The 13,750-nt window shown below is 69.4% G+C and carries 12 protein-coding genes; 4 read left to right on the top strand and 8 right to left on the bottom strand.

Features of this window, described 5'->3' with window-relative positions; genetic code table 11:
* The first annotated feature begins 144 nt into the window (after positions 1 to 144).
* The 3 genes from FU260_RS23780 (at position 145) to FU260_RS04760 (ending at position 3,233) form a co-directional block, all read left to right on the top strand.
* The gene (locus tag FU260_RS23780) at positions 145 to 1,710 is read left to right on the top strand and encodes a hypothetical protein (RefSeq protein ID WP_187368426.1); all 1,566 of its coding nucleotides are present in this window, start codon (positions 145 to 147) and stop codon (positions 1,708 to 1,710) included.
* Positions 1,711 to 1,861: 151 nt separating this feature from the next.
* Positions 1,862 to 2,152, top strand: a complete 291-nt coding sequence (locus tag FU260_RS04765) for a WXG100 family type VII secretion target (protein ID WP_147916018.1) — start codon at positions 1,862 to 1,864, stop codon at positions 2,150 to 2,152.
* Between the two features lie 178 nt (positions 2,153 to 2,330).
* The gene (locus FU260_RS04760) at positions 2,331 to 3,233 is read left to right on the top strand and encodes a DUF4031 domain-containing protein (protein WP_235912424.1); all 903 of its coding nucleotides are present in this window, start codon (positions 2,331 to 2,333) and stop codon (positions 3,231 to 3,233) included.
* Here the strand turns inward: FU260_RS04760 and FU260_RS04755 are convergent.
* The 7 genes from FU260_RS04755 to FU260_RS04725 all read right to left on the bottom strand — a co-directional run bounded on the left by FU260_RS04755 (position 3,220) and on the right by FU260_RS04725 (position 12,118).
* Complete coding sequence (locus tag FU260_RS04755) at positions 3,220 to 3,726, bottom strand: hypothetical protein (protein ID WP_147916016.1); 507 nt, start codon at positions 3,724 to 3,726, stop codon at positions 3,220 to 3,222. The genes FU260_RS04760 and FU260_RS04755 overlap by 14 nt on opposite strands.
* Before the next feature lie 107 nt (positions 3,727 to 3,833).
* On the bottom strand, positions 3,834 to 4,481 hold the full coding sequence (locus FU260_RS04750; RefSeq protein ID WP_147916015.1) for a hypothetical protein: 648 nt from the start codon (positions 4,479 to 4,481) through the stop codon (positions 3,834 to 3,836).
* A 38-nt stretch (positions 4,482 to 4,519) separates the two neighbouring features.
* Entirely contained in the window at positions 4,520 to 5,131 is a 612-nt protein-coding gene (locus tag FU260_RS04745) for a hypothetical protein (RefSeq protein ID WP_147916014.1), read from the bottom strand.
* Positions 5,132 to 5,258: 127 nt separating this feature from the next.
* A complete protein-coding gene (gene groL / locus FU260_RS04740) occupies positions 5,259 to 6,887 on the bottom strand; it encodes a chaperonin GroEL (protein ID WP_147916013.1) in 1,629 nt (542 codons plus the stop codon).
* Positions 6,888 to 7,205: 318 nt separating this feature from the next.
* Positions 7,206 to 8,159 carry a protein kinase family protein gene (locus tag FU260_RS04735; protein ID WP_147916012.1) on the bottom strand — a complete coding sequence of 318 codons (954 nt, stop codon included), beginning with the start codon at positions 8,157 to 8,159 and terminating at the stop codon, positions 7,206 to 7,208.
* Positions 8,160 to 8,274: 115 nt separating this feature from the next.
* Positions 8,275 to 10,836 carry a formate--tetrahydrofolate ligase gene (locus tag FU260_RS04730; protein ID WP_342355251.1) on the bottom strand — a complete coding sequence of 854 codons (2,562 nt, stop codon included), beginning with the start codon at positions 10,834 to 10,836 and terminating at the stop codon, positions 8,275 to 8,277.
* 52 nt (positions 10,837 to 10,888) lie between these two features.
* Positions 10,889 to 12,118: a glycine cleavage T C-terminal barrel domain-containing protein gene (locus FU260_RS04725; RefSeq protein WP_147916010.1), complete on the bottom strand. Its 1,230-nt coding sequence runs from the start codon at positions 12,116 to 12,118 to the stop codon at positions 10,889 to 10,891.
* A gap of 138 nt (positions 12,119 to 12,256) precedes the next feature.
* On the opposite strand from FU260_RS04725, the gene FU260_RS04720 reads away from it, so the two are divergent.
* Positions 12,257 to 13,033, top strand: coding sequence for an IclR family transcriptional regulator (locus tag FU260_RS04720; RefSeq protein WP_147916009.1), 777 nt, complete (start codon positions 12,257 to 12,259; stop codon positions 13,031 to 13,033).
* Positions 13,034 to 13,167: 134 nt separating this feature from the next.
* Here the strand turns inward: FU260_RS04720 and FU260_RS04715 are convergent, their stop codons facing one another.
* A complete protein-coding gene (locus FU260_RS04715; RefSeq protein WP_147916008.1) occupies positions 13,168 to 13,677 on the bottom strand; it encodes a cyclodeaminase/cyclohydrolase family protein in 510 nt (169 codons plus the stop codon).
* Positions 13,678 to 13,750 lie beyond the last annotated feature (73 nt).

Raw genomic sequence — 13,750 nt, 5'->3', positions numbered from 1 at the left:
CATTCCGGAGCCTGGCGGCCCTTCGGTCTGCTGTGCACCGGGCCCGGTCAGGCGTGACCGAGGCAACACCTCTCACAGCGCGGATCGGGACACCTCAGGGCTACGATGACGTGTCCGATCGAGCGAACGGGGAACGAGAGCGTCATGGGCGTCTGCGACGCACCTGCGTGGATGTTGGCAGCGTGGCGGCGGAGTCTCCAGGATGTCGGCGCCACTGCGGACCGACCCACGCTGGAGGCCTACGGCGAGCGGATGATCGAGCGGTGGTCCGCGCCGGAGCGGATCCACCACAACCTCCGCCGGCTGATCGCCGTGCTGGCACGGGTGGACGAGCTGGCGCCGGAGACGCACAACCCGGATGTGGTGCGGTTGGCCGCGTGGTATCACGGCGCCGTGTTCAACGCCGCCGCACAGCACGCGTACGCCCATCGCGGCGGGGTGGACGAGCCGGCCTCGGCCGAGCTGGCGCGCACCGAGTTGACTGAGCTCGGGGTGCCGCCGGCGGTGGTGGACCGGATCGCCGCGCTCATCCTAGGGATCGCCCGGCACACTGCACCGAAGGGCGATATCGACGCTCAGGCGCTCTGCGACGCGGATCTGGGTGGTCTGGCGGCCGAGCCGCAACGCTATGCCGGGTACCGCAAGGAGGTGCGGGCCGAGTACGCGCACATCCCACGGGAGGACTACGTGCGCGCTCGGCTGGCGATCGTGACCAAGCTGCTCGGCCGTGCGTATCTGTTCCAGAGCCCGATGGCCCAGGACTGGGAGGACGCCGCACGGGAGAACCTCACCGCCGAGCTGGACCGGCTCACCGCCGAGGCCGCGCGGCTCACCGCGGAGGGAACGGAGGCTTCCGGGGCCGGGCCCACGGACAGGTCAGCGCCAGATCCGGGGGCGTCAGTGCCAAGTCCGGGCGCGTCAGCGTCAAGTCCGGGCATGTCAGTGCCAAGTCCGGGCACGCCTGAGCAAGCCGGCGACGGCGCAGCTCCTGCGGGTACGGTGGCCGCACCTACCGCTGGGGATGCGCAGGTTGCCGACGACGGCGCAGCCCCCGTCTCCCCACCGGTCCCGGGTGCGGGCGTGGCAAGCACTCCTGCCGTTCCCGATGAGGTGGAACTGCCCGACGGCGGTCCCGGTCCCAGCGGGTTCGAGCCGCGCGCGGTGGAGGATCCGGGGGCCGTCGAGCGGAGGACCCGTGCGGCTGAGGGGAGTCCGGGCGCCGAGCGCGATGCGGGCACTGGGGACGCCGAGGGACCCGAGAATTTCGACGGCGCCGGCGGGATCGAGGGTGCCGGCGGGATCGACGGCGCCTCGATCGAGAGTGCGCCCGTGGACGGCAGGGCGGCCAGGCGCGCAAGCGCTGCCGAGGATCGGACCGCGGCCGACTCCGGCGCCTCACCCACGGAAACCGTTGCCGAACGCAGCCAGCGCCGCTGGGCCGAGCATCTCGCCCGCGAAGCGGCCGACCAGGAGGCGGCCCAGCGGGCTGGCCGCACGGCCGGCCATGTCCACCGGCGCGGCACCAGTGCACCCTCTCCGCTGGAGCCCGGGGTCGGCGATACTGGGGCAAATGAAGGCGTACCAGGGGCCTCGGACGACTTCGACGAGACCTCTTCGCTGAGCCGTCCGCCGCGGATGCCTGCGATCAAGCGCCGCACCAGCGGGCCGGATCGCTCCCCCGAGGGGGCCCGCTCCCCCGAGGACACCTGAGCGCCCAGCACCGGCCACCTCGGACCCAGCCCCTGGCCCGATGCCTCGCTATCCACAGCCCTCCCCCGGGGTCAGGCACCGGATGAGGGCACTCTCCTAGCGTCGAGATCATCGGCTGCGCATCGGGTGCAGCCCGGATCGAGGAGAGATCATGCCGCGTTTCGAAGTCGACAGTGCCGAGGTCGCCCGGGCGGGTGCATCGGCCCGCGCCTCCGCCACCATCATCAACACCGAGGTGACGAACATGATGCGCCATCTCACCGCGCTGCAGTCCTCCTGGCGAGGCGGGGCGTCGTCGGCGTTCGGCGCACTGATCACGGACTGGCGGGCGACCCAGCGGCAGGTGGAGGCCTCGTTGGACAACATCTCGCATGCCCTGGATGCCAGCGCCCGTCAGTACGCGGATGTGGAGAGCAGTAACCTGCGCATGTTCAGTCGCTGACGGCAGCGAATCGCTACTCCGGAATCCGGTTGGCCCCTCGGAATCCACTTCTCACCGGGTTCCGAGGCTCAAAGTGGACTCCGAGGCTCAAAGTGGACTCCGAGGCTCGACGTGGATTCCGACGGGCAGTCACGGAGAGCACACCGGAATTGCTCGCCGCGCCGCTAGGCTCGACGGCGTGATCCTCATCGATCCGCCGATGTGGCCCGCGCACGGCACTCGGTTCTCGCACCTGGTCTCGGACCACACCCTGGCCGAGCTGCACCGCTTCGCTGCTGCGGCCGGGCTGGCTGAGCGTGCTTTCGATGGTGATCACTACGACGTCCCGGAAGAACGGCACGGCCAGCTCGTCCGCCTAGGTGCGGCACCGGTCAGTGCCGGTGAGCTGATCCGCCGGTTGCGGAACAGCGGCCTGCGGCTGCCTGCACGCGCTCGGCCCGAGCGGGTGCAGGCCGTGCTCACGAGCCGGTGGCAGAACCTGATGCCCGGGCAGCCCGGGCTGGGTGCCGAGCTGCTGGACCGCTGGAGTGAACCGCACCGGCGCTACCACACCGGCACCCACCTCCTCGATGTCCTCACCGCGCTGGATCAGCTCTGTACACCGTCACCGCCACCAGCGGTGACGGCGCTCGCAGCCTGGTACCACGATGCCGTCTACACCGGGGCTTCCGGTGCGGACGAACAGGCGTCGGCGGAGCTGGCCGCCCACACGTTGCCCGCCACCGGACTTCCCCCGGACGACATCGCCGAGGTGGTCCGCCTGGTGCTCCTCACCCGATCCCACTCCCCCGCATCCGGTGACACCCCCGGTGCCCTGCTCTGTGACGCTGATCTGGCGGTCCTCGGCCGGGACAGCGCCGGCTATGCCCGGTACCTGCAGCAGGTGCGCGCCGAGTATGCCCACGTCAACGAGCCGGACTGGCGCACCGGAAGGAGCGCCGTCGCGAAGCACCTCCTGGCCCTCCAGCCGCTGTTCCACTCTACGGTCGGCGCCGCCCGGTGGGAATCGACGGCCCGGCGAAATCTGGAGCGCGAGCTCCACGCTCTGGCCGGCGGCGGAACCCCGGTCAGTTCACCTTGACGCCCTGGAACTTCGGTCCGGCGAAGGTGCGGCAGCCGTAGGCGAAGGAGTGGACCAGCTCGTGTCGGTTCCAGAACGGCAGCCGAACTTCCTTCCACTTCGACCGCACCGCCATGGTGCCGGTGAACTCTGCCCCGGGCCGGACCTTGATCCGCAGGTAGGCGTGCACCCGGCTCTGGTAGCGCCGAACCCGAAGATAGTGCCAGTAGCCAGCCGGCTGTGAGCTGTCGATGGTGATGCTCTCCAGGTCGCGCCACGGCAGCCGAAACGCGTGCCCGGCCGCGTCCGCGCCTTCTAGCGCCGACTCGGTGAACGTGTAGGTGCGGGCACGCAGGACCCGGGTCAGCGTGAAGCAGATCAGCAATCCGATCAGGCCAAAGATGCTGCCGACCACCAGCGCCATCGGCCGGCCCTCCATCGGTGGCCTGAGGATGGCGACGATCACGACGCCGAAGCCAGCCACCAGGCAGATCCCACCGGTAAGGCTCTGCACGAGCACGTCCTTCAGAGCAGGTCTCACCACGACCCGATGGACCGAGGGCGATGGCGTGACGGGCACTCCCGGGTCATACGGACTCGGCGATCCGTCGGCTGCATCCGTCATGACATGTCCACCCCGCGGAATCGATCCGCTGCGTAGGTCCGGCAGCCATGGGCGAGGGAGTCGATCAGCTCGGGCTGGTTCCAGAACGGCACCTTGACCGTCCCCTGGCGCGCTCCCAGGGAGGTCAACGCCTTCCCGCGGTCGACCGGCTGCCGGAGCCGGAGGCGCAGGTACGCAGTCGACGGGTTCCGGAAGGCCCGGCGAACGAACAGCGACATCCACAGACTGCGCAGGAACGATCGTTTCTTGTACGCCTGGATCGTGATCTCGGCGACGTCGCTCCAGGGCAGCTCAAAAGTGCGGTGGCTGTAGTCCTCACCTTCGAACGCCGAGTCGGTGAACGTGTAGGTGCGGGTGTGCAGCACGCGTTTGAGCATCAGGCACAGCAACAGCCCCACCACGCCGACGATGCTGCCGGCCACGACCGGCACCGCGCGGTCTGGTAGCTGCGGGTTCGCGATCGCATAGGCCAGTGCTCCGAAGCCGATCACCAGGCAGAACAGCGCGGCGAAGATCTGCGTCGCCTTGTTCTTGCTGTTCGGCGTCACCTTGACCTGGTGCCTGCCCGCGCCCTCGACCGGTGCCCCCGGGTCATACCGGCTCGGCGGCGCATCGTGATCGCGCGATCCCCCCACAGGTTCCATGCCCTGCAGAGTACTCACGAGGACGAGCCGCCGTGGCGCTACCGGCTGAATCCGCGATAGCGATGCCCGGCATAGGTCCGGCAGCCGTACTCCATCGCTGCCAGCAGGTCCGGGTAGGCCAGGAAGGGCAGCGCATAGCGATCGTCGCGCCAGAAATCCCGGAGCTGCGGATACTGCGCCCGTACCTCGGCCGGCATTTCGATGTCCACGCTCGGGAGGCGCGATTCCCGGCCCCCTGGATTCTCCGCCAAGCAGATCGTCACGGCGGAGATGTCGGTCCAGGGAATCGTGCTGCTGTCCTGTGAATCGGCGACATACGCGAAGGCGGCGCGGGTGTACCCGAACCGGGACCCGCGCAGCGTGCGCGGGGCAATCACGGTGAGGTAGATCGCGACGAGAATCAAGAACCCGCCCGCTGCATGGGACGCGATCCGCGTGGTCATCCCGGCACGTGGCTGCTCACCGACGATCGCCAGCAGGATGAGGAACGCGCCCAGCAGCAGCATCCCGACGATCGCGGCGAACAAACCGACCACGCGGCGACCGGACGGCTTGACGACGACCCAGTACCCGCCGGTGTCTGGGGACGGAGCCGAGCCGCGCCGCGGCGGGGGCGACCATCCGCGGTGAGCACCGGAGGAACCACGCATGGTCTGCACTGTAGAACGGCTGTGGTCCCCAAACAGACGAAGACCCCCGGCTCCACGTGGGAACCGGGGGCCTTCGTCAGGCAGTGAGCGTTGCTGGGCTAGCGCCCAACCTCCGCTCCGTGCTTCGTCAGAAGCCCATGCCACCCATGTCGGGCGCACCGCCGGCCGGGGCCGCGGCCTCGGGCTCCGGCTTGTCGGCCACGATCGCCTCGGTGGTCAGGAACAGACCGGCGATCGAGGCGGCGTTCTGCAGCGCAGAGCGGGTCACCTTGACCGGGTCGTTGATCCCGGCAGCGAGGAGGCCCTCGTACTCACCGGTCTGGGCGTTCAGGCCCTCACCGGCGGGCAGGTTGCGCACCTTCTCCACCACGACGCCACCCTCAAGGCCGGCGTTCACGGCGATCTGACGCAGCGGGGCGGCGGAAGCGAAGCGCACGATGTTCGCGCCCGTCGCCTCGTCGTCGCTGACCTCGAGGTTGCTGAACGCAGCGTCGATGGCCTGCAGCAGGGCCACGCCACCACCGGCGACGATCCCCTCCTCCACAGCGGCCTTCGCGTTGCGCACGGCGTCCTCGATGCGGTGCTTGCGCTCCTTGAGCTCCACCTCGGTGGCGGCACCCGCACGGATGACGGCCACACCTCCGGCCAGCTTCGCGAGACGCTCCTGGAGCTTCTCCCGGTCGTAGTCGGAGTCGGAGTTGTCGATCTCGGCGCGGATCTGGGCCACGCGACCGGCGATGGCGTCGGCTTCGCCGGCGCCCTCGACGATGGTGGTCTCGTCCTTGGTCACCACGACCTTGCGCGCGGTGCCGAGGACCTCGAGGCCCACGTTGTCCAGCTTCAGGCCCACGGTCTCGGAGACGACCTGACCACCGGTGAGGATGGCGATGTCGTTGAGCATGGCCTTGCGGCGGTCGCCGAAGCCCGGTGCCTTGACGGCCACGGACTTGAAGGTGCCACGGATCTTGTTCAGCACCAGGGTCGCCAGGGCTTCGCCCTCGACGTCCTCGGAGATGATCAGCAGCGGCTTACCGGACTGGATGACCTTCTCCAGCAGCGGCAGCACGTCCTTGACGTTGGTGATCTTGGACTCGACGAGCAGGACGTAGGCGTCCTCCAGGACAGCCTCCTGGCGGTCCTGGTCGGTGACGAAGTACGCCGACAGGTAGCCCTTGTCGAAGCGCATACCCTCGGTGAGCTCGAGCTCCAGGCCCAGGGCGTTGGACTCCTCGACGGTGATGACGCCTTCCTTGCCCACCTTGTCCAGGGCTTCGGCGATCAGTTCACCGATCTGCGGGTCACCGGCGGAGATGCCGGCGGTCGCCGCGATCTGCTCCTTGGTCTCCACCTCGGTGGCGGTCCGCAGCAGCTCGGCGGTGACAGCCTCGACGGCCTTCTCGATGCCCCGCTTGAGGGCGATCGGGTTGGCGCCGGCCGCCACGTTACGCAGACCCTCGCTGACGAGCGCCTGAGCAAGCACGGTTGCGGTAGTGGTGCCGTCGCCCGCGACGTCGTCGGTCTTCTTCGCGACCTCCTTGACGAGCTCTGCACCAATCTTCTCGTACGGCTCCTCGAGCTCGATCTCCTTGGCGATGGACACGCCATCGTTGGTGATCGTCGGGGCGCCCCACTTCTTCTCCAGGACGACGTTGCGTCCCTTCGGGCCGAGGGTGACCTTCACGGTGTCGGCGAGGGTGTTGAGCCCACGCTCCATCCCGCGGCGGGCCTCCTCGTCGAAGGCAATGATCTTGGCCATTGGCGGTTTGATCCTCCGGTACTGGCTTCTGGCACGGTCGGCGTGACGCCCGCGACGGACGGCGATGGTCCGGGGGCGTTCACGTCACGCACCCGCCCAGCGCCTCATCTCGCTGACCACGATTGTCACTCTCGTAGTGAGAGTGCTAACGCCAATATTGGCACTCTCCCTGTGCGAGTGCAAGGAGCGTCCGACGGCGGAGCCGAGGTTTCGCGCACAGGTGAACCTGTGCGGGCCGCTCCCCCTCCTGCGAACGCTCGCCCGCGCGGCAGCTTCGGCCTCGCGGGCGAGGGGAGGTTGCAGCACCAGCCGGCCGGATCAAGGAGCACTCGCGCTGTTCGGGGCGCCATAGCCTGCGGCGGTGGCATCGGTCATCAGCCGATCGAACAGTTCGGTGACCGCGACCGCCGTCTGCGCGTGTTCCTCGAACGACTCGGCAGCGCCGCTCACCCGCGTCCGGACGCGACCGAGGTACTCAGCTCCTCGACCAGCCGCTACCGCCCGCAACGTGGCCAGCCGGTCTGCGCGAGGGCACACGCCCACCTCGGCGAGTGTCCAGTGCAGCAGGCTGGTCACTCCTGCGTCGTGGTCGTAGTGGCCATGACTGGCGAAGAAGCTGCGCTCGTCCAGGTGCTGCAGGCCGCGGGCGCCCATCCAAGCCGTGGCGTTGATGAGCTGTCCCAGCGCTTCGGCGAACGCAGCCCCGGCCGCGCGCGGACCGGTCGCGAACTGCCGTCGGAGGCAGGATTCCAGTGTGTCTGGAACATGCTCGAGGAACAGGACCACACTCGACTCGGCCGCGCGCAGTGCATCTGCTCGGTCGCGCACCCGGGGCCAGTGGTGCCCCCACTTTCGTGCCATGCCGAGACCCTCGAACTCGGAGGTGTCGGTCGGACACCCCTGGTCCAGAACGCGCCAGTGCAGCAGGAGCGGGAAGAGGTCGCAGGCGCCGTCGTGCACCCAGCCCGTGGTCAGCTCGTGGGTTGCCAGCTCGCGTCCCACTCCGAATCCGGGGCTGCCGATTCCGTAGTGGCAGACCGCCGGCAGGCCGAAACGGTTCGCGGTCGAGCGCAGATCGGACTTCTCGAGGGCGGAGAGCGGCATCTGCTTCACGAAGACCGGCGAGCCCTCGACCTGCACGCGAAGAGTGGATCCACCGATCCCGGTAGCCAACGGCTCCCCGCGCGCGAGCAGCGTCAGCAGCGCGGAGTCATCGAGTCCGGCGAGCACGCCGCCCAGCTGCTGGCCACGATGCGACCGGGTCGACGACATCCCGCGAGCATACGGCGCACGTGGATCTCACCCTCAGGACCGTCCGCCAGCTCTCCGGCTCCGCCCGGCGCGCATCGTCTCGGCGAGCGTTCGCCGTCCCACGGTTGCCCAGCGCTCAGAACAGGCCGACCGTCTCGCCGTCGTCGTTGATGTCGATATGGACGGCAGCCGGGTCCGAACCGAGGCCGGGCATCGTCTGCATCTGCCCGCAGATCGGGTAGATGAAGCCCGCGCCGACCGAGGCGCGCACCTCCCGCACGGGCAACGTCCACCCGGTCGGAGCGCCGCGTAGAGTCGGATCCGCAGACAGGGACAGGTGGGTCTTGGCCATGCAGATCGGCAGATCCCCCCACCCGCTGCGCTCGAACAGGTCCAGCGAGCGGGCCGCGACCGTCGAGTACTCCACACCGTCGGCGCCGTAGACCTGCGTGGCGATGGTCTCGATCTTCTCCCGCAGCCCCGCCTCGGCCGGGTAGAGGTGATGGAACTCGCTCGGTTCCTCGGCTGCCTCGGCTACCGCTTCGGCCAGCTCGACCGCCCCGGCGCCACCCTCGGAAAAGTGCGTGGACAGCGCGCACCGCACCCCTGCCTCGGCTGCGATGGCCCGGATCGCCTCGTGCTCGGAGGCGTAGTCACCACCGAAGGCGTTGATCGCCACTACCGGGGTGACCCCGTGCCGGCGGATGTTCGCGATCTGCGCACGCAGGTTGTCCCCGCCGGCGTAGACGTCGTCGGGGTTCTCGGCCAGCAGCTCGGTAGGCAACGGGCGCCCGGCAACCACGGTGTGCCGGCCGGAGTGCACCTTCAGCGCCCGCACGGTGGCGACCACCACGCCGGCGTCAGGCACCAGAGAGGAAACCCGGCACTTGATGTTGAAGAAGCGTTCGGCGCCCATGTCTGCACCGAACCCGGCCTCGGTGACGAGGTAGTCCCCGGTCCGGATCCCGATCAGGTCCGCCACCACCGAAGAATTGCCCGTGGCAATGTTCCCGAACGGCCCGGCGTGCACCAGAGCGGGGGTGTTCTCCAGGGTCTGCAGCAGGTTCGGTTTGAGCGCTTCGCGCAGCAGCACCGTCATCGCACCGGCGGCGCGGATCTGCTCCGCCGTCACCGGTTCACCACCGTCCCGGGTGAAGCCGACCACGGTCCGGCCGAGACGTTCGCGCAGATCGCGCAGCGAGGTGGCCATCGCCAGAGTGGCCATCAGCTCCGAGGCTGCGGTGATGTCGAACCCGGTCTGCCGGGGCGGGCCGTTCGTGCGCGGGCCCAGCCCGGTGACGATGTCCCGCAGCGCACGATCATTGACGTCCAGCACGCGCCGCCAGCTGACGGCATCCGGGTCGATCCCGAGCGGGTTGCCGCGGAACAGCTCGTTGTCGATCATCGCGGCGAGCTGGTTGTGCGCAGCGGTGACCGCATGCATGTCCCCGGTGAGATGGAGGTTCAGCCGTTCCATCGGCACCACCTGGCTGTACCCGCCGCCGGCGGCCCCGCCCTTGATCCCCAGCGTGGGGCCCATCGAGGCCTGCCGGATCGCGATCGTCGCCCGGCGGCCGGTGCGGGCGAGCCCCTGCCCCAGACCGACAGTGGTAGTCGTCTTGCCCTCGCCCAGAGGTGTCGGCGTGATCGCGCTGACGACGATGTACTTGGCCGGCGGACGGTCGGCCACCTCCTCGATCGCCGCGAGGTCGATCTTCGCCACCCCGCGCCCGTAGTGCTCCAGCAGGTGCGGACCCAGCCCCATTCCGGCGGCGACCTCCTCGATCGGCTGCAGTGCTGCACCGCGTGCGATCTCCAGGTTCCCCGGTGTCGTGGTGGTCTGTGCCATCTGTTCATCTCCCTGGTGTGTGGTCCACCGGCCCGCCATCGACCGCCCAGCCGGACCGCTGACTGGTCGCCTGCTGCCACCACTGGGCGGTCGGGCCAACGCGTTGAAGGTGTACACGTGCACGCCGGCCAGGCCGTAGCCCGGGTCGGCGAACGCCGGGGTGAGGTCCTCGAGCAGGCGAGCGGGCGTCCAGGTCCCGGACAGGTGCCGCAGCACACCGCGGTGCTTGCTCAGTACCCGGAGCGAGTCCCCGACCCCGACCTTGGCCCCCACCCGGAGCAACCGCGCCGTGCCGACCGGCCCGGCGACACCGACCCGGACGGGCAAGGTGATGCCGCGCCGGCGCAGCCGCCGGACCCACTCGAGCAGCACCCGGGCGTCGAAGGTCATCTGGCTGACGAGATAGGACGCGTGCACCTGCTTGTCCCACATCGCCTGCACAGCGACGTCGTCGATGATCATCGGGTGCGTCTCCGGGTAACCGGCGATCCCCACAGTGAACTCGTGTCCGATGCCCTGCATCGCCCGGAGCAGCTCCAGTGCGCTGCCGAAGTCACCGACGGGCTCCTTCTGGTCACCGCCGATCACGAACACCTCACGAACTCCGGCGGCATCGAGGTCCCGCAGGATGCCCCGCAGCCCCGCGACATCCCGCACCTGGCGCGCGGCCAGGTGCGGGACGGCGTCGATGCCCCGCAGGGCGAGCCGGGTGGTGAGCTCGAGGGTCGCTGCCAGTCCCTGGCGCGGCGACGCGGTCACGGTGACCGTCGCACGGGCGGGCAGGTACTCCTCGATCTCGTCCTCGATGCCCGGGAGCGGGATCACCTCGAAGTGCGGCTCGCCCGCCATCGCGTCGGCCCACCGTCTCGATGAGCGTGGCAGACGCCGCCGGGCGAGCATGTCAGACCTGGCGCGCCGCCGGGTCCGCGGCCGCCGTACCCGCGGCTACCAGGGAGTTGACGTCCTGCTTGGGCTGCTCCTTGGTCGGATCGATGAACGGCTTGGCCACGACGACAGCGTCTCTCACCTCGCTTCCGGTGTCCACCGTCAGCGCGGTGCCGAGTGCAGTGAGTTCGACCGGGACCATCGCGTAACCGATGTTCTTCTCCAGCCGGGGCGAGTAGCACGCCGAGGTCACCTCCCCGACTCGCCGGCCGTCGTGGTGGACGCCGTAGACGTCGATCATCGAGCCGTCGTTGAAGGAACCCAGCGACGGACCGCCGATCTCCACCCCGGCGAGCTTGCGGCGGGGGCCTTCGGCCCGGATCCGGGTCAGCGCCTCCTTGCCGATGAAGTCGCCCGCCTTGTCCAGGCTGACCATCCAGTCATAACCCATCCCCACTTCGAACGGGTTGGTGTCGAAGGTGATATCGCAGCCGTGGGCGAGGATTCCGCCCTCGATCCGGCGGATATGACAGGGGCCGATGACCTGCAGCCCGTGCGGCTGGCCCGCCTGCCAGATCAGGTCCCAGACCCGCATCGCATGCAGACTCGCATCCCGCACGTAGATCTCATAGCCGAGCTCAGCGGTGTACCCGGTCCGGGAAACAATCACCTCGAGGCCGTCGAGGGTGAACTCGTGCAGGTAGTAGTAGCCGATGTCGAGCACGGCATCACCGAAGAGATCCCGCATGACTGCGGCCGACTTCGGGCCCTGGACCTGGACCGGAGCAACATCGGCCTCGCGGATCTGCACGTCGAATCCGGAGCGGTAGGCCACGCCGCGGGCCCAGAGCAGGATGTCGCTGTCCGCCAGGGAGAGCCAGAAGTGGTTCTCGCCGAGCCGCAGCAGCACCGGGTCGTTGAGGATGCCGCCATCGTCGTCGGTGAGGAAGACGTACTTGCACTGACCTACCTGGCAGGTGGACAGGTCGCGGGTGACGAGCAGGTTGGTGAAGTCGAAGGCGTCCGGACCGGTGATCTCGATCTGCCGTTCGACACCGACGTCCCACAGGGTGACGCCGTTCAGCAGCGCCCAGTACTCCGCCACCGGGTCGCCGTAGTGACGGGGGTGATAGGTGCGGTTGTAGACGCTGTACATCGCGACCCCATGACGCCGAGAGGCGTAGAAGAACGGGGACTTGCGGATGCGCGGGTAGAGAAGAATTTCTGGGTGGGTGTGCACGGACATCATTGCCTCCGATTCAGCCACGGCCACCAGGTGGTCCCGTGCCCCAGTGTCTCCCCCGTGGAGCGTATAGCGCAAGGGCGTGCGTATTGCGCATCATTTACTGCACGACTGGGCCGCAACGGGACTACTCTCAGAGCCATGCGAGACACGGGATCGGTGCAGTCGGTCGACCGAGCGGTGCAGGTGCTGGAGCTGCTGGCGCGCGAGGGTGAGGCCGGCGTGGCCGAGGTCGCCCGAGAGCTCGGCGTGCACAGCTCCACCGCCTCCCGGCTGATCACGGCGCTCTCCGGGCACGAGCTCGTCGAACGCCTGGCCGACACCCGGCGGGTCCGGCTCGGCGTCGGCCTCCTCCGGCTCGCCGGTGCGACGGCGTCCCGACTCGATGTGACCACGCAGGCACAACCGGTCTGCGACGGCCTGGCCGAGGAGCTCGGCGAGACCGTCAACGTCGCCGTCCTGACCGGGGAGGCAGCCACGAACGTCTGCCAGGCAGAGGGAACGAGCACCGTCGCGATGCAGAACTGGGTGGGGCAACGCACGGTGTTGCACGCCACCTCCAGCGGCAAGGTCCTGCTTGCTCATCTCGACGACGAGGAGCGCGACGGACGGCTCACCGCCCCGCTGGAGCGCTTCACCGAGCACACTCTCACCTCCGCGGCGGACTTGCGCCGCGAGCTACAGACGGTGCGAGAGACCGGGTGGGCCACCGCCGTCGAGGAGTTGGAGACCGGCCTGAACGCGGTCGCCGCGCCGATCCGCGGGCACGACGGCGCGGTGATCGCCGCGATCAGCGTGGCGGGCCCGACCTACCGACTCAGTCCCGAGCGGCTGCCGGAGGCAGCGGTCACCGTCGCGCGGGCGGGCGAAGCCATCTCCCGGCGGATGGGCTACCAGCCGGTCGTCGCACAGTCCTGAGAGGGCCGTACCGGCGCCGCTCCTGTGCACGCTCATCCGGCCGACGGCGCAGCCGCCGGTGTGCTGCGTACGTCACCGTGCCAAGCGGTTCAGTGGGTTCAGCGGGTCAAATGGGTTCTGTGGGTTCCGCCGGTTCAGCCGGGCTCGCCGGCGTGCGGGTCGGTGGAATCGAGCGGTGCACCGGGTGCGCCAGCATTGCTGCGCAGGATGGCGTCGATGCTGATGCCGGCGGCGCCCGCCAGCTGCCCGGCGGCGACGGCGTCAGCGTGCAGGCGGGGGTTGCCCTGCTCGGCCAGGGTCGCGGCGAGCCGTTCGACAGCGGCGGCCACCTCGCCGATCTGGGCCGGGATCGCACTCGGGTCGGTCGGAGCGTCAGTGCCGGAGGTCAGTAGCGCCCGGACGCCTGCGGCATCGGCCTCGGCCAGCGCCAGTGCCCGCTCGCGCCAGGTGTCTGCTTCCTCGGCGAGCTCGTCGGCGTCAGCGAGCTCGTCGGCGGCGGCGAGCTGGCGGCCGGAGAGCCGCGCCGTTTTCGCCACCAGGGCCGCAGCCATCGCGGCGGCGAGACCCGCCGCCGACCCGGCGGACGGACCCGGCGCGCCGGAGGCCATCTGCGCCAGCACCTCGGCGACCGACTCGTCCCTCATCCGGTCACCCACATTCGAACCCCCTTGGCGGAGAGGAACCACGGTGTCACCAGGTTCCCATGCGCCAAGGGGG

Origin of the sequence: Ruania zhangjianzhongii (assembly GCF_008000995.1) — a bacterium.
Lineage (GTDB): Bacteria > Actinomycetota > Actinomycetes > Actinomycetales > Beutenbergiaceae > Ruania > Ruania zhangjianzhongii.
This window is presented reverse-complemented; position numbering and strand designations above follow the sequence as displayed.